16 protein-coding genes are annotated in these 23,543 nt (G+C 70.2%); 13 read left to right on the top strand and 3 right to left on the bottom strand.

The features are described 5' to 3' along the window. Positions 1 to 77: 77 nt before the first annotated feature. The 12 genes from ACSMXV_RS37040 (at position 78) to ACSMXV_RS36985 (ending at position 18,434) form a co-directional block, all read left to right on the top strand. Positions 78 to 749 (top strand): bifunctional 4-hydroxy-2-oxoglutarate aldolase/2-dehydro-3-deoxy-phosphogluconate aldolase, encoded by a 672-nt coding sequence (locus ACSMXV_RS37040; RefSeq protein WP_473175459.1) that lies wholly within the window; start codon positions 78 to 80, stop codon positions 747 to 749. Beyond that, the gene (locus tag ACSMXV_RS37035; protein ID WP_473175458.1) at positions 746 to 1,705 is read left to right on the top strand and encodes a sugar kinase; all 960 of its coding nucleotides are present in this window, start codon (positions 746 to 748) and stop codon (positions 1,703 to 1,705) included. Before ACSMXV_RS37040 ends, ACSMXV_RS37035 begins: the two co-directional genes overlap by 4 nt. 63 nt (positions 1,706 to 1,768) lie before the next feature. Next, complete coding sequence (locus ACSMXV_RS37030; RefSeq protein ID WP_473175457.1) at positions 1,769 to 2,842, top strand: lactonase family protein; 1,074 nt, start codon at positions 1,769 to 1,771, stop codon at positions 2,840 to 2,842. Between the two features lie 70 nt (positions 2,843 to 2,912). Further along, positions 2,913 to 4,436, top strand: a complete 1,524-nt coding sequence (arfA, locus tag ACSMXV_RS37025) for an arabinosylfuranosidase ArfA (protein ID WP_473175456.1) — start codon at positions 2,913 to 2,915, stop codon at positions 4,434 to 4,436. Positions 4,437 to 4,551: 115 nt separating this feature from the next. Beyond that, positions 4,552 to 5,505 carry a glycosyl hydrolase gene (locus ACSMXV_RS37020; protein ID WP_473175455.1) on the top strand — a complete coding sequence of 318 codons (954 nt, stop codon included), beginning with the start codon at positions 4,552 to 4,554 and terminating at the stop codon, positions 5,503 to 5,505. Between the two features lie 187 nt (positions 5,506 to 5,692). After that, the gene (locus tag ACSMXV_RS37015; RefSeq protein WP_473175454.1) at positions 5,693 to 8,002 is read left to right on the top strand and encodes a beta-L-arabinofuranosidase domain-containing protein; all 2,310 of its coding nucleotides are present in this window, start codon (positions 5,693 to 5,695) and stop codon (positions 8,000 to 8,002) included. Positions 8,003 to 8,798: 796 nt separating this feature from the next. Further along, positions 8,799 to 10,004, top strand: coding sequence for a glycoside hydrolase family 1 protein (locus ACSMXV_RS37010; RefSeq protein WP_473179191.1), 1,206 nt, complete (start codon positions 8,799 to 8,801; stop codon positions 10,002 to 10,004). Positions 10,005 to 10,029: 25 nt separating this feature from the next. After that, positions 10,030 to 10,863 (top strand): SDR family NAD(P)-dependent oxidoreductase, encoded by an 834-nt coding sequence (locus tag ACSMXV_RS37005; RefSeq protein ID WP_473175453.1) that lies wholly within the window; start codon positions 10,030 to 10,032, stop codon positions 10,861 to 10,863. A 65-nt stretch (positions 10,864 to 10,928) separates the two neighbouring features. Continuing rightward, complete coding sequence (gene uidA, locus ACSMXV_RS37000) at positions 10,929 to 12,755, top strand: beta-glucuronidase (protein ID WP_473175452.1); 1,827 nt, start codon at positions 10,929 to 10,931, stop codon at positions 12,753 to 12,755. A gap of 177 nt (positions 12,756 to 12,932) precedes the next feature. Continuing rightward, positions 12,933 to 13,964, top strand: a complete 1,032-nt coding sequence (locus tag ACSMXV_RS36995; protein WP_473175451.1) for an SDR family NAD(P)-dependent oxidoreductase — start codon at positions 12,933 to 12,935, stop codon at positions 13,962 to 13,964. Positions 13,965 to 14,109: 145 nt separating this feature from the next. Next, positions 14,110 to 15,489 carry an MFS transporter gene (locus ACSMXV_RS36990; RefSeq protein ID WP_473175450.1) on the top strand — a complete coding sequence of 460 codons (1,380 nt, stop codon included), beginning with the start codon at positions 14,110 to 14,112 and terminating at the stop codon, positions 15,487 to 15,489. 284 nt (positions 15,490 to 15,773) lie between these two features. Beyond that, positions 15,774 to 18,434 carry a family 78 glycoside hydrolase catalytic domain gene (locus ACSMXV_RS36985; protein ID WP_473175449.1) on the top strand — a complete coding sequence of 887 codons (2,661 nt, stop codon included), beginning with the start codon at positions 15,774 to 15,776 and terminating at the stop codon, positions 18,432 to 18,434. 90 nt (positions 18,435 to 18,524) lie between these two features. Here the strand turns inward: ACSMXV_RS36985 and ACSMXV_RS36980 are convergent, their stop codons facing one another. The 3 genes from ACSMXV_RS36980 to ACSMXV_RS36970 all read right to left on the bottom strand — a co-directional run bounded on the left by ACSMXV_RS36980 (position 18,525) and on the right by ACSMXV_RS36970 (position 22,642). Further along, entirely contained in the window at positions 18,525 to 19,964 is a 1,440-nt protein-coding gene (locus ACSMXV_RS36980; protein WP_473175448.1) for a mannitol dehydrogenase family protein, read from the bottom strand. Next, complete coding sequence (manD, locus tag ACSMXV_RS36975) at positions 19,961 to 21,169, bottom strand: D-mannonate dehydratase ManD (RefSeq protein ID WP_473175447.1); 1,209 nt, start codon at positions 21,167 to 21,169, stop codon at positions 19,961 to 19,963. Before manD ends, ACSMXV_RS36980 begins: the two co-directional genes overlap by 4 nt. Positions 21,170 to 21,247: 78 nt before the next feature. Further along, a complete protein-coding gene (locus tag ACSMXV_RS36970; protein WP_473175446.1) occupies positions 21,248 to 22,642 on the bottom strand; it encodes an MFS transporter in 1,395 nt (464 codons plus the stop codon). A gap of 100 nt (positions 22,643 to 22,742) precedes the next feature. Here ACSMXV_RS36970 and ACSMXV_RS36965 point away from each other — a divergent pair, with 100 nt between their 5' ends. Then, on the top strand, positions 22,743 to 23,501 hold the full coding sequence (locus ACSMXV_RS36965; protein WP_473175445.1) for a GntR family transcriptional regulator: 759 nt from the start codon (positions 22,743 to 22,745) through the stop codon (positions 23,499 to 23,501). Positions 23,502 to 23,543: the final 42 nt, after the last annotated feature.

Genomic DNA, 23,543 nt, shown 5'->3' with positions numbered 1-23,543 from the left:
CCAACGCACCACGCTGGAAAGGAACTTCGCATGACCACCACCCAGCGCTTCGGCACGTCGTCCGCGGCGGTGAGGTCTTGACCGAGCGTCCCCCACTCACCCCGCAGCTGAGCCGGACCCGGGTCATGGCCATCCTCCGGTCGGCTGACGCGACGGGACTGCCCGCCGTGGCCCGGGCCCTCGCGGACGGCGGCATCACATGCCTGGAGGTCACCCTCACCACATCGGGTGCCCTCGACGCCCTGGCCGACATCCGGGACGAGCTCGGGCCCGAGGTGGCGGTCGGCGCCGGCACGGTGATCACCACCGAGCAGGCCCGGGAGGCGCTCGCGGCCGGGGCCGAGTTCCTGGTGGCCCCGGCCGTCGACACCGACGTGATCCGCGACGCCGCCGGCCGGGGCATCCCGTGCTACCCGGGCGCCTGGACACCCACCGAGGTGTCCACCGCCTGGCGGGCGGGTGCCGCCGCCGTCAAGCTCTTCCCCGCGAGCACCGGCGGCCCCGCCCACCTGCGGCAGCTGCGGGCGCCGCTGCCAGACGTCCCGCTCGTCGCCGTCGGCGGAGTCGGCGTCGACCAGGCCCGCGACTACCTCGACGCGGGCGCCCTCGCCGTCGGCATCGGCTCACCGCTGCTGCGCGGAGCGGACCGGAACCCGGCGCCGGAGATCCTGGACGCCCTCACGGCGAGGACCCGCACGCTGCTCGACGCGATCCGGGCCACGCCCAGTCATCAGGAGGTGGACCCGTGAACGACCCTTCCCAGCAACGCTACTTGGTGACCGTCGGCGAGGTCCTCGCGGTCCTGGCCGCGACGGACACCGGCCCGCTGGCCCTGGGCTCCGACCTGCGTCTCGGGCTCGCCGGAGCCGAGTCGAACGTCGCCGTGGGCGTCAGCCGGCTCGGCGGGTCCGCCGCCTGGATCGGCCGCGTCAGCGACGACGCACTCGGCGACCTCATCCTCCGCGAGCTGCGCGCGGAAGGCGTCACCACGGTCGCCGCACGCGACCCCGCCCCCACCTCGCTGCTGCTGCGCGAACGCCGTACGGCCACGCACAGCCGTACGCGCTACTACCGCACCCACACGGCCGGTTCCCGGCTCTCCGAGGAGGACATCCCGGAGGCCCTCGTCGCCGGATCGGCGGCCCTGCACATCACCGGCATCACCCCGGCGCTGGGCGAGGGGCCGTCCCGGGCCGTCACCCGGGCGGTGGACATCGCCGTCGCCTCCGGAGTACCGGTCTCCCTGGACGTCAACTACCGCTCCCTGCTGTGGGGTGAGGCCGAGGCCAGGTGCACGCTGCTGCCGCTGCTGCGCAGGAGCGACCTGGTCTTCGCAGGACCGCACGAAGGCCGGATCATGGCTCCCGACGCCGACGGACCGGAGGAGCTCGCCAAGGACATCTGCGCCCTCGGCCCCGCCGGGGCCGTGATCAAGCTCGGCGCCGAGGGCGCGTACGCCCTCCTCGACGGACGGTCGTACCGGCAGCCCGCCATGCCCGTCACCGTGCACGACTCGGTGGGAGCGGGAGACGCGTTCGCCGCCGGGTACCTCGCCGGACTGCTCGCGGGTGAGCCCCCGGAGCTGCGGCTGCGGACGGCGGCCCTGCTCGGCGCCTTCGCGGTGAGCACCACCGGAGACTGGGAAGGTCTGCCCCGGCGCTCCGAACTGGGGCTGCTGGACCACTACGACGACATCGTGCGCTGAGCCCTTCCCAGCATCGCCCGCTCAACTGCCCACCCGTTCAAAGAACTTCCAGGGAACACACCCATGCCCACGCGTTCCTCCACCGATGAGGTCGCTGTCCTCACCGGCTCCTACACACCCGACTCCGGCGGGGACGGCGCCGGGATCGCAGCCCTGAGACTCGCCCCGGGCACCGGCCACCTGGCGCACGACGCCGGAGTGCCGCCGGTGCCCGTCAGCGGGGCGTCCTTCCTGGCGGCGCATCCCTGGCTCGACGTCGTCTACAGCACGAACGAGACCGATCCGGGCACCGTCAGCGCCCTGGTCCGGCACGGCGACGGCCAACTGTCGCCGTCGGGCGGCCCGTTGAGCAGCGGTGGCGCCAACCCGTGCCACCTCACGGTCCACCCGGACGGGGGCTGGCTGCTGACCGCCAACTACGGCAGCGACACAGCGCCCGGCAGCGTGGCCGTGCACCGCCTCGACGCGGACGGACGCCCGGTGGAGCTGACCGACATCGCCGTCCACGAAGGGTCGGGCCCGGTCGCCGGACGGCAGGAGAACAGCCACGCCCACCAGGTGCTCGTCGACCCGGCGGGCCGTTACGTCCTCGCCACCGACCTGGGCGCCGACGCGGTCTTCACCTACCGGCTCGACACCCGCACCGGAACCCTGGATCGGACGGCTGTGAACCAGCTGCGCCCCGGCTCCGGTCCTCGCCACCTCGCCTTCGCCCCCAGTGGTGAGCTGGTGTTCAGCGCGGACGAACTGTCCTCGACCGTCACCTGCCACCGCTACGACACCGGTACGGGCACCCTGACGGGCCTCTCCTCAGTGCCCGCCACGGCCGTCCCGGATGTCATCAACCAGCCGGGCGGCATCGTCGCCTCGCCCTGCGGCCGATTCGTGTGGGTGACCAATCGGGGCGCGGACACGGTGGCCGCGTTCCGGGTCACCGGCACAACACTGGAACGGATCGACGAGATGTCCGTCGGCGGTACCTGGCCGCGCGGCCTGACCTACGCGGACGATCATCTGCTGGTCGCCAACCAGCACAGCGGGACGTTCGTCGCGCTGCGTGTCCTGGACGACGGGGCGCTGCGGCAGGCGGGCCCGGCGATGTCCGTTCCGTCGGTGGTCTGCGCGCTCGTCCTCTGACACCCGCTTCGCCCCGAACACCTCGTCCGCAAACGCCGGACAGCCTGAAACCAGCCAACGAAAGGCAGTCATGTCCCGCCCCACCACCCCCGCACGCTTCACCCTCGACCCGGCGTTCGGCATCGGCGCCGTCCACCCCCGGCTGTACGGATCGTTCGTCGAGCACCTGGGCCGCTGCGTCTACACCGGCATCTACGAACCCGGCCACCCGCAGGCCGACACCGACGGCCTGCGCCAGGACGTCCTGGAGCTGATCCGGGAACTGGGCGTCACCACCGTGCGCTACCCGGGCGGCAACTTCGTCTCCGGCTACCGCTGGGAGGACTCCGTCGGCCCGCGCGAGGAACGCCCGGTCCGACTGGACCTCGCCTGGAAGAGCACTGAGACCAACGAGTTCGGTCTCGGGGAGTTCATGGACTTCTGCGCCAAGACCGGCACGGAACCCATGATGGCCGTCAACCTCGGCACCCGCGGCGTGGAGGACGCCCTGCGGCTGCTGGAGTACAGCAACCACCCGGGCGGCACCGAGCTGTCCGACCGCCGTGCCGCCCACGGCGCCAAGGAGCCGTACGGCATCAGGATGTGGTGCCTGGGCAACGAGATGGACGGGCCCTGGCAGACCGGGCACAAGACGGCGGAGGAGTACGGACGGCTCGCCGCCGAGACCGCCCGCGCCATGAGGATGATCGACCCCGGCCTGGAGCTGGTCGCATGCGGCAGTTCGAGCTCCGGCATGCCGACCTTCGGCTCCTGGGAGGCGACCGTCCTGGAAGCCGCGTACGACCTGGTCGACCACATCTCGCTGCACGCCTACTACGAGGAGATCGACGGCGACCGCGACTCCTTCCTGGCCTCCGCCGTCGACATGGAGCACTTCATCGAGTCGGTCGTCGCCACCTGCGACCACGTCCGGGCGCGGCTCAAGGAGAAGAAGCGGATCAACCTCTCCTTCGACGAATGGAACGTCTGGTACCAGAAGCGGCCCAACCCCCACCAGGTCGAGGACTGGCAGCAGGCACCGCGCCTGCTGGAGGACGTCTACACCGTCACCGACGCCGTGGTCTTCGGCTCGCTGCTCATCGCCCTGCTGCGGCACGCCGACCGGGTGACCGCCGCCTCCCTGGCCCAGCTCGTCAACGTCATCGCGCCGATCATGACCGAGCCGGGCGGACCGGCGTGGCGGCAGACCACATTCTTCCCCTTCGCCCAGGCGTCGACGTACGGGCGCGGCCGGGTGCTGCGCGTCGACGTGGACAGCCCCACGTACCCCACCGCCCGCTTCGGTGACGTACCGCTGCTGCACGCGACCGCCGTCATGGACGACGAGACCGGCGACATCACCGTCTTCGCGGTCAACCGCAGCCAGGCAGACGCGCTGCCCCTGGAGATCGACCTGCGCGGCGTCGGCGCCCGCACCGTGGCGGAGCACCTGGTCCTGGCCGACAGCGACCCGGAGGCCACCAACACCGCGGACCGGCCCGACCGGGTCACCCCTCACCCCGCCACCGGCACCACCGTCACCGACGGCGTCCTCCACGCCGAACTCGAACCGCTCTCCTGGAACATGATCCGGCTGACAGGCCGGCAGGACTGACCACTCCGACGTACCGACTGCCCATGGGCCGCTGCCACCGCCGTCGTCCACGTCGCGGACGCTTGGCTCATGGGCCTGCATGCGGCACCAACACACTCACGCCTGGGAAGAACTGATGACAACAGTTGCCCGACCCCTGTTCCGAGACCCCATGCACGACGGCGCGACCGACCCCACTGTCATCTGGAACCGGCAGGCCGGCGAGTGGTGGATGTTCTACACGAGCCGACGAGCCGACGCGCCGCCGATGAACGACGTGAGCTGGGTGCACGGGACCGACATCGGCATCGCGTCCTCTGCGGACGGCGGAGCCACCTGGCTGTACCGGGGAATCGCCGAGGGGCTGGACATCGAGCCCGGGCGGCATACCTACTGGGCGCCTGAGATCGTCGACGACGGAACCGAGTACCACATGTTCGTCAGCGTGATCCGCGGTGTGCCGACCCAGTGGGAGGGCCATGCACGCGTGATCCGTCACTACACGAGCCACGACCTCTTCTCATGGACCTACCGTTCCACCTTGTCGCTCTCGTCCGACAGAGTAATCGACGCCTGCGTCCTGCGGCTCCCCACAGGCGGCTACCGCATGTGGTACAAGGACGAGGCCGATCACGCGCACACCTACGCGGCGGACAGCGACGATCTGGCGCGGTGGACCGTCCGGGGGCCCGCCGTCGAGTGCTCGAAGCACGAAGGCCCGAACGTCTTCGAGTTCGGCGGCAGCTACTGGATACTCGTCGACGAATGGCATGGGCAGCGGGTCCTTCACTCACGGGACCTGGAGACTTGGGAACCGCGAGGACTCATCCTCGATCGTCCCGGTCAGGGCCAGGACGACGGAGGGTACGGCTACCACGCCGACGTCGTCACCAGCGAACTCGGCGCGTTCATCTTCTATTTCTCGCACCCCAGGCGATCCGACGACGGCTCTGGACCCCACATCGACCACAACGACCGCCGAAGCTCGATCCAGGTCGCCCGCCTGCGGGTGAGCGGAGACACCCTCGTGTGCGACCGCGACGAAGCCCTTGAGGCCCCCATCCTCCCTCTCGAAGGACCTGACCGGTGACACGGGGGGACATGCGGTTCCCGCCCTGACGGCCGTTCACATCGACCTCAGGACTCCGGGCGGTCGTCCACAACTCACGCCGAACACGCCCCACCGGCTGAGCGGCGCGCTCGCGAGCCGGATCGCCGGCACCACGCCGCCGCTTCCCCGCAGGGCCGAAGCGTTCGAACGAAGGAAACGAGCACCCATGCAATCACTCCCCCGCAGCGCGGTACGCCTTCTCCCCGGCCCGTTCCTGGACGCACAGGCCACCGCTCTCGACTACCTGCTGTCCCTCGACACCGACCGGCTCCTCGCGCCCTTGCGGCGCGAGGCCGGCCTGCCGCCGGTCGCCGAGTCCTACGGCAACTGGGAGAACTCCGGGCTCGACGGCCACACCGTCGGGCACGCGCTGTCGGGTGCCGCTCTCATGAGCGCGGTGACGGACGACCCCCGGCCAAGGGCCATGGTCGAGCGTCTGGTTCGGGGCGTCGTCGAGTGCCAGGACGCGCTGGGCACCGGCTACGTCGGGGGCATCCCCGACGGCGTTCGGCTGTGGCAGCGGGTGGCCGCGGGGCAGGTGGAGCGGGACTCCTTCGAGCTCGGTGGCGCCTGGGTACCGTGGTACAACCTGCACAAGCTCTTCGCCGGCCTGCTGGACGCCCACCGCCACACCCGGTCGGACCTGGCCCTGACCGCCGTCCGACGGCTTGCCGACTGGTGGGACCAGATGGCGGCGGGGATGGACGACGACACCCACGAGGCCATGCTCCGCACCGAGTTCGGCGGGATGTGCGAGGCTCTGGCGGACCTCGCCGACATCACCGGCACGGACCGCTACGCCGCCCTGGCCCGGCGCTTCCTCGACCAGTCCCTGCTCGGCCCGTTGCGCGAGCACCGCGACGTCCTCGACGGGATGCACGCCAACACCCAGATCGCCAAGGTCGTCGGATACCAGCGGCTCGGCGAGGTCGTCGACGACCACGGCCTGCGGGACGCCGCCCGGTTCTTCTGGCAGACCATGACCCGCCACCGGACGTTCTCCTTCGGCGGCAACTCCGTACGCGAACACCTGCACCCCCGCGACGACTTCACCTCCGCGCTCCAGTCGCCCGAGGGCCCCGAAACCTGCAACACCTACAACATGCTCAAGTTGAGCCGCGCGCTGTTCCTCCAAGAGCCGGACGCCGAGGTGCTCGACCACTACGAGCGCGCGACGGTCAACCACATCCTCTCGTCCCTCCATCCCAAGGGCGGGCTGGTGTATTTCACACCGGTCAGGCCGGGCCACTACCGCGTGGTGTCGACGCCCCACAACTGCTTCTGGTGCTGCGTCGGCACCGGACTGGAAAACCACGCCAAGTACGGCGAGCTGGTATACACCGCCGAGGGCAGCGACCTGTTCGTCAACCTCTTCATCGCCTCCCGGCTCAGCCTGCCCGAACAGAACCTGGTGCTGGAGCAGACCGGGACAGCCCCGTACGACGATGAGGTCAGACTCGTGGTGCGCGAGGCTCCCGCCAGTCCCGTGGCGATCCACCTACGCGTCCCCGGCTGGCACGAAGGGACGCCGCAGGTCCGTATCAACGGCGCACCGCCCGAGGACAGACCCGCCCCACTCACGACGCGCCACGGAACAGACGGACAGCCCCTGACATACGTGCGTCTGGAGCGGCAGTGGCGTGAAGGGGACACGATCACCATGCGCCTTCGCCCGCGCATCACCGCCGAACTGCTCCCCGACGGCTCACCGTGGGTGTCCTTCCGCTTCGGGCCCACCGTCCTCGCGGCCGAGGGCGACCGGAACGACCTGGTCGGGCATTTCGCCGACGACTCGAGGATGGGACATGTCGCCGACGGCCCGCTGCGCCCCTTGGAGCACCTGCCCGTCGTGCTCACCCCGAGCACCTCCGATCCGGCGGCCGGCGTACGCCGACTCGCCCCGGACCGGCTGGCGTTCGCCCTGGAGCACGTGGACACGCGACCGGGCGAGTCCGTCACCCTCGTGCCGTTCGCCGGCATCCACGACTCCCGCTACCACCTCTACTTCCCCCTGGCAGAACCCGAACGCCTCCAGGAACGGCGGGCGGAGCTGCGCGCGGCCGACGAGGCCGCCCTCGCGCTGCACGACCGCACCGTTGACGCCGTTGCCGCCGGCGAGCAACAGCCCGAAAGCGACCACCGGTTCGAGGGGCAGGACACCTGGTCGGGCCTCACCGACGGGCAGAGGTGGCGGGCCGCCACCGGATGGTGGTCCTACCGCCTCACAAACCCGGACGGCACCGCCACCGGCCTCCAAGTGATCCACCTCTCAGACGGAAGTGCCGGACCGACCCGCGTACTGGTCGACGGACACGTGCTGGACACGCTCACACCCTCGGCCGGCCCCGACAGCGAGGAAACCTCCCAGGTACTCCCACTCGACGCGGACCGTCCTGCCGGGCCCGTCGAGGTCCGCTTCGAAGCGGTCGGCCCTGCAACCACCATCCGGCTGCGCAACGTGCGCCTGGTGCGCTGACGTAACCCACAACACAGACGATTCGAGATGAACACCCGCATCGGCCGCCATACCGATGCGGGTGCGTAGTCCTTGGCGCGCAGCCAGGTGCCGAGGGCGAGGGCGACGATGTCGCCGTAGTAGCGGTTGATGCACAGCACGTCGAAGAGGTCCGACGATGTCGAGGCCTCGTTCCAGCAGCCACTGCGACTCCAGGCCGTTGAGCACTGCCTGGAGCAAAAGCACCGCGCCTTTCGGGCGAGCCCCTTGTGCAGTTTGCCGCGGACCGCCGTCTCAGGCACGCCCTGGACGAAGCGCATGCACCCGACGGCGTAGTGCCGGACGAAGTAGGCGTGTGCCGGACGATCCCGGTGGGAGATGCAGCAGGCCCGCGTGGGCCGCCGCCTTGGCATACGGGCCGCCAGTTTTTGCCCTGCTCACAGTGTGCGCGCTTTCCCACTGACCGAGACGCCGCCACGTAACGTTCTGATCACGAAGCCGAGCGACAGACTTCCTGCCCTTGCGATCCCGGTCTACCGTCCAAGCCAAAACCAACCACATGGTAAGAGTTGGCGCTCGGGCGCCATGTACCTGCGCACTGGCGAATTGACGAAGGTCGCGGCCCACCGGCTCCCCACGAAGGAACCCACCTATGAGCACTCACCACCCACACGCGGGACCGGGCCGGCAGGAGATATCGCCTCAACCCCTTGACGACCCTCCGCACTGAGGCCGTTGCCCACCGCGCCCGAACGGCCAGGTCGTGGCGCAAGCGCCACCAGGCCCTCACCACCGACACTCAGGAAAGCAGTCGATGATGACCGAATTCCCTCCCGGGTTCCTCTGGGGAGCCTCCACCGCACCGCACCAGATCGAGGGCAACAACCTCAACAGCGACTTCTGGGCGAACGAGGGGCGCATGCCCGGCATGGAGCGCAGCGGTGACGCCTGCGACAGCTACCACCGGTACCGCGAGGACATGCAGCTGCTCGCCGACGCCGGCCTCAACGCCTACCGCTTCGGCATCGAGTGGGCACGGATCGAGCCGGTCCCCGGGATGATCTCGCGGGCGGAACTGGCCCACTACCGGCGCATGATCGACACGGCCTTCGAGCTCGGCCTGACCCCGGTCGTGACCCTGCACCACTTCACCAGCCCGCTCTGGTTCACACAGGAGGGCGGCTGGCTCGGCGACCGTGCCGTGGAGCGGTTCCGGGCGTACGCCGAGGCGGTTACCCCGATCCTCGACGGCGTCGAGTGGGTTGTCACGATGAACGAGCCGAACATGCTGGCCATCATGGTCGGCATGGCACGGGCGTTGCAGGACGACCCGCACGCGGCCGACCCGTGGATGAGCCCCACCCTCGACAACGAGGGCCCGCGGCCGAAGACGCCGGCCCCGGATGTGGAGGTCGGCGAACGGCTGGTCGAGGCGCACCACGCCGTCCGGGAGGTATTGCGCGAGCGCACCGGCGCCAAGGTCGGCTGGACGGTCGCCAACCGCGCCTTCGCCGCCCGCCCGGGAGCCGAGGAGAAGAAGCGGGAGCTGGAGTACGTCTGGGAGGACCTCTACCTGGAGGGGTCGCGCGGCGACGACTTCGTCGGTGTGCAGTCGTACTCCAGCCAGTGGGTCGGCCCCGACGGCATCGAGCCCCACCCGCAGCACCCGGACAACACGCTCGTCGGAACCGCCTACCGGCCCGACGCCCTGAGCATCGCCGTGCGCCACACCGCCGAGGTCACCGGTGGCATGCCGATCCTGATCACCGAGAACGGCATCGCCACCCACGACGACACGCGCCGGATCGCCTACACCGGCGAGGCTCTGAAGCACCTCGAGGCGGCGATCGCCGACGGCGCCGACGTCCGCGGATACCTGCACTGGAGTCTGCTGGACAACTACGAGTGGGGCCACTGGGCGCCGACGTTCGGACTGGTCGAGGTCGACCGCGAGACCTTCGAGCGCCGCCCCAAGCCCAGCCTCGCCTGGCTGGGCGAGACCGCCCGCCGCGCGGGCAACTGACCGCCCCCCACCGGAAGGACACATCGTGCAGGTATCCGTACCCGACGTCTCGTCCCGGTCCCTGGCCGAACTGATCTCGCTGTCCGGGCGGCGCGCCGTCGTGACCGGCGCGGGCCGCGGACTGGGCCGGGCCATCGCCGAGCGCATGGTCGAAGCAGGCGCGGACGTGCTCGTCGCCGATATCGAGCACGGGCTCGCCGCCACCGTCGCCGAGGACCTCAACGCCCGCCGCACGGGCTGCGCGGTGGCCGCCCACGTGGACGTCACCGACGCCGGGAGCGTGGCCGCGGCCGCCGACCTCGCGGTCCGGGAGCTCGGCGGGGTCGACATCTGGGTCAACAATGCCGGGATCTTTCCCAGCGTTCCCGCGCTGGAGATGTCCGAGAAGACCTGGGACGAGGTGTTCGCCGTGAACACGCGCGGTGTCTTCCTCGGATGCCGGGAGGCCGCGCGCCGGATGCGCGAGGCCGGGAGCGACGGCGTCATCGTCAACGTCGTCTCCACGGCAGGCTTTCGGGGAACGGCCCCCGGGCTCGCCGCTTACGTCGGCTCCAAGCACGCGGCGCGCGGCATCACCCGGCAACTCGCCCTCGAGTTCGCACCGTTCGGCATTCGGGTCCTGGGCGTCGCACCGACGTACATACCGACCGAGGGGAACATGGCGGCGGCTGCGGCGGCCGCCGCGGCCGCCGGGGCACACGCGGACGCCGGGGACATCATGTCCGTGATGCAGCCGAGCCTGCTCGGTCGCCTCGGCGTCCCCGACGACATCGCACGCGTGGTGCTGTTCTGTGCGAGCGACCTCTCGGCCTTCATGACGGGGAGCACGCTCCTCGCAGACGCCGGTGAAACGATTTAATCCGCGACGCCCTACCACCCCCATCCTCCTTGGGCCACGGCCCCGCAACGACGCGTAGGATCCCCATGCTCTCGCCCCGCACCAGCCCCACCCGCGTCATCGTCAGCCTCGACGGCCTGTGGCGGTTCGTCCTCGACACCCGTGCCGGCGCCACTCCGTGGACGTCGCGGCTCACCTCGCCCCTCGAAGTCCCCGTCCCCGCCAGCTACAACGACCTGTTCGTGGACGCGGAGATCCGTGATCACGTCGGCGTCGTCTGGTACCAGCGCGATGTGCGGGTGCCGCGCGGCTGGGCGGGCGAGCGGGTGGTCCTGCGCTTCGGCTCCGTCACCCACGCCGCGCAGGTCTACGTGGACGACCGGCTGGTGGCCGAACACACCGGGGGCTACACCCCGTTCGAGGCGGACCTGACCGGGATCGTCCACCCCGGCGCCGAGTTCAGGCTGACGGTCGGCGTCGACAACCGGCTGACGAACGAGACGCTCCCGCCCGGCACCGTCACCACCGGCCCCGACGGCCGCGAACGCCAGTCGTATCTGCACGACTTCTACAACTACGCGGGCATCGCGCGCCCGGTCCGCCTGTGCAGCACGCCGCTGACCTTCGTCGACGACGTCACGGTCGTCACCGGACGGGACGGCGCGGCCGGCATCGTCGAGTACCGCGTGGAGACCGCCGGCGAGGCCGCCGACGCGATCGCCGTCCGGGTGCGCGCGGTCGACGAGGCGGGCCGGATCGTGGCGGAGGCACATGGGCCCGAGGGCGCCCTCCGCATCGAGGACGTCACCCTCTGGCGGCCCGGCGCCGCCTACCTGTACGACCTCGTGGTGGAGTTGGCCGCCGAGGACGAGACTGGTGTGGGACAACTCGTCGACAGCTACACCCAGCCCTTCGGCGTCCGCACCGTGGAAGTGCGGGGCACCGAGTTCCTCATCAACGGCGAACCGTTCTACTTCACCGGTTTCGGCAAGCACGAGGACACCCCCGTGCGGGGCAAGGGCCACGACGACGCCTACCTCGTCCACGACTTCCAGCTCCTTCAGTGGACCGGCGCCAACTCCTTCCGCACCTCGCACTACCCGTACGCGGAGGAGGTGCTCGACTTCGCCGACCGGCAGGGCATCGTCGTCATCGACGAGACCGCCGCCGTCGGCCTCAACCTGGGCGTCATGGGCGGCCTCACCGGAACCGCGCCGACCCCGACCTTCGCGCCGGAGAACTTCGGCGGGGCCACCCGCGACGTCCACGCCCAGCACCTGCGGGAGCTGATCGAGCGGGACAAGAACCACCCGAGCGTGGTGATGTGGTGCCTCGCCAACGAGCCGGCCTCCAACGAGGACGGTGCGCGCGAGTACTTCGAGCCGCTGGTCGAGTTGGCCCGCAAGCTCGATCCGACCCGCCCTCTCACCTACGCCGCGGTCATGTTCGCAACGCCGCAGAACGACCAGATCGGCGACCTGTTCGACGTACTGAGCATCAACCGCTACTACGGCTGGTACCTGTTCACCGGTGACCTCGCCACCGCCGAGCAGTACCTGGAGCAGGACCTCCGCGGCTGGGTCCAGCGCTTCGGCAAGCCGGTCATGATGTCCGAGTACGGCGCCGACACCCAGCCCGGCCTGCACTCCGTCTGGGACACGCCGTGGAGCGAGGAGTACCAGAGCGACTACCTCGCCATGTACCACAGCGTGTTCGACCGCATCCCCGAGTTCATCGGCGAACACGTCTGGAACTTCGCCGACTTCCAGACCTCCGCCGGCATCCACCGCGTCGACGGCAACAAGAAGGGCGTCTTCACCCGCGACCGCAAGCCCAAGACGGCAGCGTTCGCTCTTCGCCGCCGCTGGCACGGTCTGAGCGGACGCAAGCCCGGCCAAGCCGCGGACGACTGAGGATTCTCCCCGCGGCCAGGCCGCGAACGGCTGAGGCTTCTCCCCGCGGCCAGGCCGCAGACGACTGACGCCTCTCCCCGCACCCCCTGATCCGCCGCGAACCTCGACGGCGCCACAGCAGCTTTTGAAACGTTCCAATAAGCATTTTGCCCAAGCAACTGAGAAGGGCCGCACGCCATGCCCACCGCCTCTGCTTCTTCCCCTCCCCCGCTCACCGCCCACAGCACCATCGACGCATGGCTGACCCACCCGAAGGGCGCTCCGCTCATCAAGGCGCTGCTGGACCAGGCCGGGGTGCCGCAGGAAATGCTCGCCCCCGTCCGCACGCTCCCGCTCCAGCAATTGGTCGCCGTCAGCCAAGGGCAGTTGCCGCAGGCGGTCGTCGACGAACTGGTGCTCCAGGTCAACGACGGCGTCATGCCCACCGAAGAGAGCGCCCCGGGCGTGTGGACCGAGCGCGTCACGCCCGGACGGTTCGACGGCAAATCCGTCATCGTCACCGGCGCGGCCGCCGGCATCGGCCGGGCAACCGCATCGCGCATCGCACGGGAAGGCGGCCGCGTGATCGCTGTGGACGTCTCGGCCGAACGCCTCGAAACCATCGCAGCGTCCTTCCCCGACGGCGCGATCGCCACCGTCGTCGGTGACATCACACGGCAAGATGACATCGACTGGATCGTCACGGCAGCCGACGGCCGCATCGACGCCCTGGCGAACGTGGCCGGCGTGAACGACGACTTCTCGCCGGTCCACGAGACCTCCGACGAGGTCTGGGACCGCGTCATCGGCATCAACCTCACCGGCGGCTTCAAACTGTCCCGCGCGGTCCTGCCGGCCATGATGGCCGCAGGCGCGGGCTCGATCGTCAACGTCGCCTCGGAAGCGGCGCTCCGCGGCAACTCCTCGGGCACCGCGTACACCGTCTCCAAACACGGAGTCATCGGCCTGACCAGGTCTGCCGCCTTCATGTACGGCCCGCACGGCATCCGGGTCAATGCGGTGGCACCCGGCGGCGTGGCGACCGGCATCCCCATGCCCGCGCATGTGTCGCAGACGGGTTCCGCCCGTCTCGCCCCCTTCCAGCAGGCGATTCCGAGCCTGGCCACCGCCGAACAGCTGGCGGCCTCCATCACCTTCCTGCTCAGCGACGACGGCATCAACATCAACGGCGCCGTCCTGCCGTCCGACGGCGGCTGGTCGGTCCAGTAATGCCCAAACCCCGTGGCAGTAGATCGGCAAGCGGGCCTGGTGACGCGCTGCTCCGTATGCAGCCCCACCAGTTCCCCCACGAGCGCATGGGCCCTCCCGCACCAACTGCCGCGCCACCTGGCACTCATGAGACGAAGGAGTCCTCATGCCTCAGAACGACCGTGACATCAGCGTGGCCGGACCCCCGCCGACCGAACCGGCGAAGGGGGACGGCGAGGAGCCGACAGGGCCTGCCAAGGTCTTCGGTGATGAACCGGCCGAGACCCCCGCACCCGAGATCGAGGCCCCGCCGCTGGAGAGGGTCAGCAGGAGTTACCTCGCCTGGATCATGATCGCCAGCTTCGGGGCCTCCCTGGCCCTGATGGTTCCGCTCTCCTACTCGCTGGCGCTGCGGATCGACGACCTCGTCCCCGGACGCGAGGAACTGCTCGGATACGTCACCGGATCCGCCCAGTTCGTCTATCTGGTCCTCAGCCCTCTGATCGGCTTCTGGAGCGACCGGATGCGCTCCCGCCTGGGCCGCCGGACACCGTTCATGTTCGCCGGCACAGCCATCGGAATGGTCGGGCTCCTGGGGATCGCCGTCGCACCGACCGTCTTCCTGGTGGGCCTGGCGTGGGTTGTCGGCATGGTCGGCTGGTCCACGGTCGGGCAGGCCATCCAGAACGTCCAGGCCGACCGCGTGCCCGAGGAGCAGCGCGGACGCGTCTCGGCGGTGACCAGTGTCATGACCCAGATCGCGCCGGTGATCGGCATCGGCATCGCGTACACGGTGGCCTCCAGCACGCTTCTGGTGTTCCTGGTCCCGGGCGTCATCGGAGCGGCCATGCTGTTGCTGTTCCCGCTGTTCAAGCCGGAAGGCGACTCCCGCGCACTCGTCCACACCAGCGAGGTGAGCCTGAAGGGCCTGGTCGCCAGCTACGGGTTCAATCCGCGGCAGTACCCCGACTTCGGGTGGAACTGGCTCGGCCGCTTCGTCTTCTTCATGGGCCTGTATTTCAACACCACCTTCGGGACCTTCTTCTACGCCCAGCGGCTCGACATGCCCGTCAAGGAGGTGGCCGGCGTCGTTGCGGCGATCGGGATCATCGGGGTACTGGCGGCAACCGGCGGCGCCCTCGCGGGCGGCTTCCTCTCCGACAAGCTCGGCCGGCGCAAGCTCTTCACCCTGATCGGCTCCGCGATCTTCGTCGCCGGGGCCGTCGCCGAGGCGTTCGCCTACTCGCTGCCCCAGCTCGTCGTCGGCGCGGTGCTGATGCAGCTCGCCATCGCGATGTTCAGCGCCGTCGACCAGGCGATCGTGTTCGCCGTCCTCCCGGACCGGGCCCAGGCCGGCCGCTATCTCGCGGTAGTCGCCTTCGCGCAGAAGATCCCCAGCGCCATCGCTCCGCTGATCGCCCCGCTCATCATCACCATCGGCGTCACGGGTTCCGACAAGAACTACACATACCTCTATCTGAGCGGCGCGGTCCTCGCGCTGGTCGGCGGCCTGACCATCAAGTTCGGGGTCAAGTCGGTCCGGTAGCGGGGCACGTCGGCAATCGCCGTTGCGCGCAAGGGATGCGGTCCATCCCGCTCACACCGGCCGACACCAATCCGTCATCGTCCGAGGAGCACGTCCCTTGTACCCGCCCGCTGGACGCCCTCCCGGGGCGTCAGCGGACAGCCCGGCTCTCCGCGGCCCGCCCTGGCGGACCGGACGACAGCCTGCGCCGGCCGGCCTCACCGCGAGAGGCCCTCGCCGAACGCGCGCGGGCACAACCGCCGTGGGAAACAACAGGGTTCATCGAACTTCCGAGAAAGCAGAACATGAACAACGCACCGTATGACCTGCGCATCGACAGCGGCGGTGACCAGTTCACCGTGTCGGGCCCCGCACCTCGCCTGTCGTGGAAGCCGCCGTCGGACGCGGGACGCCCAACGGGATACGAACTGGAATGCACCATCGACGGCGAGGCGCAGCCCGCGGTGCAGGTCGCGCCCGGCCGGCACCGGTTCCTCCCCTGGCCATGGGCGGCTCTGCGCAGCGGCCGGCAGGTGGCCTGGCGGGTCCGGGCCCGGGGCACCGAGGGCACGTCCCCGTGGTCGGAATGGAACGCGTTCGAGGTCGGCCTCCTCGACGAGGACTGGCAGGCGCGCTGGATATCGCCGGCCGAATCCGTCGACCCCGGCTACGGCAATCGCCCGGCCCACATTTTGATGACGCGGTTCGAGGCACGGGCCGGGGTGCGCTCGGCGTGGCTGTACGCGACGGCGCTCGGCGTGTACGAGGCGTACGTGAACGGCGAGCGGGCCGGCACCGCCCAACTGTCGCCCGGGTCCACCTCCTACGATCGCACGCTCTACGCCCAGGCATCGGACGTCACGGCCGCCGTCAGGGCGGGCGGCAACCTCGTCGAGATCGTCCTCTCCGACGGCTGGTACCGGGGCCAGGTCGGCGCGTTCCGCCTGCCGGCCGGCTGGGGGACGGTGCTCGGCGCACGTGCCGAACTGCACATCGCGTACGAGGACGGTTCACGCCAGTTCGTGCGCAGCGACGAGACCTGGACGAGCACGCGGTCGAACATCACCCGGGCCGACCTCATGGACGGTCAGACCACCGACTTCCACGCCGGGCCGGGCGCCGAACAGCCGGTCCTCGTCGATCAGGTCGAGGCCCCCGCGATCGACTGGTCGCCCGCACCCCCCGTACGCGTCGTCGACTCCCGCCCGGCGCAGTCCGTCAAACAGCTCGAGGACGGGCTCTGGATCGCCGACTTCAGCCAGAACGCCTCCGGCTGGATCGCCCTCAGCGACCTCGGACCGGCCGGCACCCGCACCGTCATCGACTACGGCGAACATGTCGGCGCGGACGGCGACCTGACGACGGCCCACCTGGACTCCGTACGCCCCGGCGAGGACCCGATCCCCTTCGTCCAGCGCGACGAGGCCATCTCTGCGGGCCGCGGCGAGACGTTCGAGCCACGCCACACCGTGCACGGCTTCCGGTACGTGCGCATCCGCCGCGACGGCGCCCCGCTCGACCCCGCGAGCATCACGATGCGCGTCGTCCACACCGACCTGCGTCGCACCGGCACCTTCGCGTGCAGTGACAACGACCTCAACCGCCTTCACGAGATCGCCGACTGGAGCTTCCGCGGCAACGCCGTCGATGTTCCCACGGACTGCCCGACCCGCGAACGCCTCGCCTGGACCGGCGACTACCAGGTCTTCGCACCGACCGCCACGCGCCTGTACGACGTCCTCGGCTTCAGCCGCAAATGGCTCCGCTCGGTCCGCGACGACCAACTGCCCGACGGCCGGATCGCCAACTTCTCGCCCGACGGCCGCCGCATCAAGCACCACCTCGACGACCAGTTCGCCATGATGACCGGCTCGGCAGGCTGGGGCGACGCGATCGTCGCCGTCCCCTGGGAGCTGTACGAGTCCTACGGCGACCGGGAGGTCCTCGCCGAGAACTGGGACGCGATGGTCCGCTGGGTCGAGTGGGCGCTGCAGACCGCCCGCACCACCCGCCACCAGTCCCGGATCGAGTGCTCGGCCGAGCCGCTCCCGCACGAGCAGTACCTCTGGGACGGCTCCTTCCACTGGGGCGAGTGGACCGAGCCGAAGGAGAAGGCGGCCGACGGCACCCGCATCGACCCGGTCCAGACCGACCCGATCGCCTGGTTCATGGCGGACAAGGGCGAGGTCGGCACAGCGTTCCTGTACCGCTCGGCGTCGACCCTCGCCGATGTCGCAAGGGTGCTGGGCCGCACCGAGGACGCAGCCCGCTACACCGAGACCGCCGAGCGCATCCGCGACGCCTGGCGCACCGAGTTCCTCACCCCCGGCGGACGCACCACCGGCGACACGCAGGCCGCCTATGTACGCGCTCTCTCCCTCGGACTCGTCCCCGACGAGCTGCGCGCGGCCGCCGCCGCGCGCCTCGTCGAACTGATCCGCACCGCCGGCACCCACCTCGGCACCGGCTTCCTCGCCACCGGCGACCTGCTCCCCGTCCTGGCCGAAACCGGCCACGCCGATATCGCCTACGAGCTGCTTTTCCGGCGCACCGCACCGTCGTGGCTGTACATGCTCGACCGCGGCGCGACGACCATCTGGGAGGACTGGGAAGGCATTGACGAGAACGGAGATGCCCACGACTCCCTGAACCACTACAGCAAGGGCGCCGTGATCCGCTTCCTGCACACCCACACGCTGGGGCTGCGACAGACACCGGGGTCAGTCGCCTGGGAGTCCTTCGAGGTCGCGCCCGTCCCCCACCCGTCGCTGACGTGGGCCCGGGGCACTCACGAGTCCCCGCAGGGCACGATCACCGTCGAGTGGCGAACGACCGGCGACGAGCTGACCATCGCCGCCGACGTGCCGCCGGCAACCACCGCACGGGTGGTCTTCCCCGACGGCACCACCGAGACCGCCACGGCAGGCACCTTCCGTGCCACCCGACGTATGCCGAAAGGGGGTTGAGACGGCCACAGACGAACGACCGGTGATGCTGGAGGAGAAGACGGCGCTCAGGGCAGGGGGTGAAGGCCAGGCATGCGGACTGCGCCAGGGTCAGCAGCTGAGCCCTGCCTCGATCCCCCGGTCCTGGGCATGGAGCCGAGCGTCGATCTCCGCCACGAACGGTGTGTCCTCTGCGAGCTCCGGGGCGCCGAGGATACGGAGCAACTCGCGTACCGCGTCGGCCTGATGGTGCTGCCAGGCCTGCCGCAGTCCCTCGGCTGCCGGATCATCGATCCGCTCGTCCCGGGTGTATCGGGCCCACGCGGCGAGGGCCGTCGCCAGTACGGGGGTGTCGTGGCCCGCGGTTCGCAAGTCCCGCAAGGGTGCCAGCCATCGCTCCGGGATCTTGAGCGAACCGTCCATCGCGATCTGCTCTGTCCGGTGGTGCATCGCGTGGTTGCCGAAACGGACCAGCAGGCTGTCGACGTACGCGGGGATGTCGAGGTCCGCTGCCGAGGTCAGGCTCTGGGCGACCTCTGTGGCGTAAGCCCGCACCACCGGCTCTCCCCATGGGGTGTCCATGACGTCGGCCACGGTCCGGCATCCGGCGGCCAGCCCCAGATAGGCGAGGAGTGAGTGTGAGCCGTTGAGCAGCCGGAGCTTCATCACCTGGTAGGGGGCGACGTCGGGGACCAGCTGTGCGCCGGCGGTCTCCCACTGCGGCCGGTCGGCGGCGAAGGCGTCCTGGAGCACCCACTGGGTGAACGGCTCGCCGACCACGGCCCCTTCGTCCCGCAGGCCGAGGGCGGCTTCGGCGGCGTGCAGGTCTGCCGCGGTGGTCGCGGGCACGATGCGGTCGACGACGGTGGAGGGGAAGGCGATCGAGGAGTCGATCCACTCCAGGAGGCGGTCGCGGTCGCTCCACGAGGTCGCGGCCACGAAGTCGAGCACAAGGCGGCGTACGACCTGGCCGTTGTCGGCCATGTTGTCGCAGGGAGCGATGGAGAGCGGAGCGCCCGTGTGACGGCGCGCGCGCAGTCCGGTGGCCAGCTGTCCGACCACGGTTGCCGGGACCGGCGCCCCGGCCAGGTCGCTGAGCACCTGGGGGTCCGTCAGGGCAAGCCCGCCGCCGACGGGATCGCGCCGGTAGCCCTTCTCGGTCACCGTGGTGGTGATGACGGTGACGTCGGTCGAGGCGATCAGCCCGGTGAGTCGCTCGCCGTCGTCGGCCGCGTGGAGTACGTCGGTCACCGAGCCGACCACGCGGGTCCTCGGGCCGTCGGGCTCGCGCAGCGTCAGCGAGTAGAGCCCGTCCTGGGGGCGCAGCGCGTCGACGACGGTGCGGCTGCGCTGCGAGACACCGACGATGCCCCACCCGGCGCTGTGCCGGGCCTCGGCCGCTTCGGTGTAGACGGCCTGATGGGCGCGGTGGAAGGCGCCGATGCCCAGGTGCACGATCCGCGGGCGCAGGGCGTCCGGGTCGATCGCCGGCCGGCTCTCGGGCGGGAGGGCGCCAAGGGTCTTGCGGGAGAGACGCTCGTGGGTGGTCACCAGTCGTGCACCGATCCGTCCGTCCTGCGGCCCACCGGCAGGTACTTGGGGTTGTACGGGAAGCGCGCGGCCGCCTCCTCGTCGAGTTCGACGCCGAGGCCCGGGGCGGGCGAGGGGTGGAGGGCGCCCTCGTGGAACTCGTACGAGGTGCGGAAGACCTCGTGGGTGAGCGGGGAGTGCTCCATGTACTCCTGGATGCCGAAGTTCGGCACGGTCACGTCGAGGTGGACGGCGGCGGAGAGGCTCACCGGCGAGAGGTCGGTGGCGCCGTGCGAGCCCGTGCGCACCTGGTACAGCTCGGCGAGGTTGAAGATGCGCCGCAGGTGGGTGATGCCGCCGGCGTGGGACACCGAGGCGCGGATGTAGTCGATGAGGCGCTCGGTGATGAGCTGCTGACAGTCCCAGATGGAGTTGAAGACCTCGCCGACGGCGATCGGTGTGGTGGTGGCCTGGCGGATCTGGCGGAACGACTCCTGCAGTTCGGCGGGCGTCGGGTCCTCCATCCAGAACAGCCGCAGGTCCTCGAGCCGACGGCCGAGCCGGCCGGCCTCGGTGGGGGTCAGCCGGTGGTGCACATCGTGCAGCAGATGGAAGTCGAAGCCGAACTTCTCCCGTACCTCGGTGAGGTAGCCCGGGGCGAAGTCGAGGTACGCCTCGGTCGACCACAGCTGTTCCTCGGGCAGGGATGTGGCCGCGGGTTCGTAGATCGCGCCGTGGCGTACGCCGTAGCTGCCCGGGGAGCCGGGGACGGCGGCCTGTGCCCGGATCGCCTGGTAGCCGAGGTCGCGGAAGCGGGCGACGTCGTCGAGCAGTTCGTCGACGCTTCCGCCGCTCGCATGGCCGTAGACCATGGCGCCGTCACGAGCGCGGCCACCCAGCAGGTCGTACACCGGCATGCCGGCGACCTTGCCCTTGATGTCCCAGAGCGCGATGTCCACGGCCGCGATCGCGGTCATCGTCACGGGGCCGCGGCGCCAGTAGGCCCCCTTGTAGAGGTACTGCCACATGTCCTCGATGCGGTCGGCATCGCGGCCGATGAGCAGCGGGACCAGATGGTCCTGGAGGTAGGAGGCCACGGCGAGTTCGCGGCCGTTCAGGGTCGCGTCGCCGAGGCCGGTCACGCCGTCCGATGTGGTGATCTTCAGGGTGACGAAGTTGCGGCCCGGCGAGGTGATGATGACCTTCGCCTCGGTGATGGTGGCCATGGGTGCTGCTCCTCTGCTGTGCCGCGCCGCCGGCTTCCTGCGGGGTGCCGGTGGCGCGGCGTGGTGCTGAACTGTCGGTCAGTGGCGCCCGGCGCCGATCGGCGCGGTCTCCTCGCTCGCCGTGGTGTCGTGAGCGACCTGCGGCCAGTGCGCGTACTCGCGGCCGCCGCGGCGGCCGGGCGCGGTCTCCGGCATGAAGCACAGGGCCACGATGCTGACCGCGATGAGGGCAGCGACGTACACGGCGACCCAGGTGTACGAGCCGTCGCCGGCCAGCAGCAGCGCGGTGGCCACCACGGTGAAGGGGCCGCTGGCGAGCATCGAGCCGAACTGCCAGACGATCGAGATGCCGCTGTAGCGGGCGACCGAGGGGAAGAGTTCGGGGAAGTACGAGGCCTGCGGGGCGTAGGTGCCCGCGTGGCCGAGGGCGAGGCCGGCGATCAGCAGCAGCACGATCACGGCCATGTCGCCGGTCTGGATCGCCTTGAAGGCGGGGACGACGAGCAGCAGGTTGAGCACGGCTGCGGCCAGGTAGACCGGGCGCCTGCCGACGCGGTCGGTGAGCCGGCCAAGCAGCGGGATCATGACCAGCTCGGCGCCGATCGCGATCAGGACCGCGTTGAGCACCATGCCGGAGTCGACGCCCTGGTCCTTGGCGTATGCGACGAGGAAGACGGTGTAGAAGGGGAAGACCGCGGCCTCGACGAACTTGGTGAACAGTCCGCCGAACACCTCGCGGCGGTTGTCCCGCAGCAGCAGCTTCACCGGCGCCGTCTGGGCCGCCTGCGTATCCTTCGCGGCCTTGAAGGTCTCGGACTCGTTGATCCGCAGCCGGATGAAGAGGCCGATGACCACGACCAGCGCGCTGAGCAGGAAGGGGATCCGCCACCCCCACGCCAGGAAGGCCTCGTCGGACAGCTGGGTGGTGAGCAGGGCGAACAGGCCCGTGGGGATGAGGTAGGCGGCCGGGGAGCCGAGCTGGACGAAGCTGGCGTAGAAGCCCCGTCTGGCCGGCGGGGCGGCCTCCGCGGTGAGCAGAACGGCGCCGCCCTGCTCACCGCCGACACCGAAGCCCTGGATGAGGCGCACCAGCACCAGGATGACCGCGGCCCAGATGCCTATCTGGTCGTACGTCGGCAGAAGTCCGACGGCGAAGGTGCCGAGGCCGGTGAGCAGCAGGGTGAAGACCAGGGCCTTCTTGCGGCCGATCCGGTCGCCGATGTGGCCCCAGACCAGGCCGCCCAGCGGGCGGGCGAAGAACCCCACGGCGTAGGTCGAGAAGGCGGCGAGCGTGCCCACCGCCGAATCGACCTCCGGAAAGAAGACCTCGTTGAAGGCGAGAGCGGACGCGGTGCCGTAGATGAAGAAGTCGTAGTACTCGGCAACGGTGCCGACAACGGATGCTCCGACGGTGCGCCGCAGCTCCTTCGGTGGTGCCGACGTCACGGGCGCGGCGCTGTCGTGTCCGCTCATAAGGCTGCCTCCTTGCAGTCCAAACGCTACCCAAGTCCCCTTGGTGTCGGCTACCATACAAGTACTTCAGTCGCGCTAGTCAAGGGATGGGAGAGCCCGGATGGCATCCACCGAAGGACTGCACGCCGCACGCGCCCGGGGCCGCAACACCCGGCAACTGGTCCATGAGCTGCTGCGCTCGCGGATCATCAGCCTCGACCTGGAGCCCGGGGCGGCCCTGTCGGAGAACGACCTCGCGGCCGAGCTCGGCGTCAGCCGGACCCCCGTGCGGGAGAGCCTGATCCTGCTCGGGGAGGAGGGACTCGTCGACGTCTACCCGCAGCTGGGGACCTTCGTCTCCCGCATCCGCGAGCGAGACATCGCCTCCGCGCAGTTCATCCGCGAGGCACTCGAGTGCGCGGCCCTGCGCGATGGCGTGACCAAGGCGACCGCGCATGACGTGGCTGAACTCAGAGCCCTGCTGGTCGCCCAGACCGAGGCCGAGCAGCGAGAGGACCCGGAGGCGTTCTTCCGACTGGACGAGCAGTTCCACGCCCGGCTCATGGCCGCCGGCGGACATGCCGAGGCATGGCCGGTCGTGAGCCAGGCCAAGGCCCAGCTCGACCGGGCGCGACGCCTGTCCCTGCCGCTCACCCAGCAGCTCTCCCTGCTGATCAGCCAGCACACCGCGGTGGTCGATCAGCTCGAACAGCACGATCTGGACGGGGCCGACCAGGCCCTGCGGGGACATCTGCGTCAGGTCTTCACCGACGTGGAGACCATCCGGGCGCAGCACCCGGAGCTCTTCAGCGACACGGACGCCCCGGTCCGACCGCGCCGTGACACACGTCGCGGGACACGCGTTCCCGACGCGGGCTGATCTGCCCCTGCCTGCCGCCACACGCCCAAGGGACGAAAAACC

The sequence above is a fragment of the Streptomyces sp. DSM 42067 genome, assembly GCF_055792885.1.
This window is presented reverse-complemented; position numbering and strand designations above follow the sequence as displayed.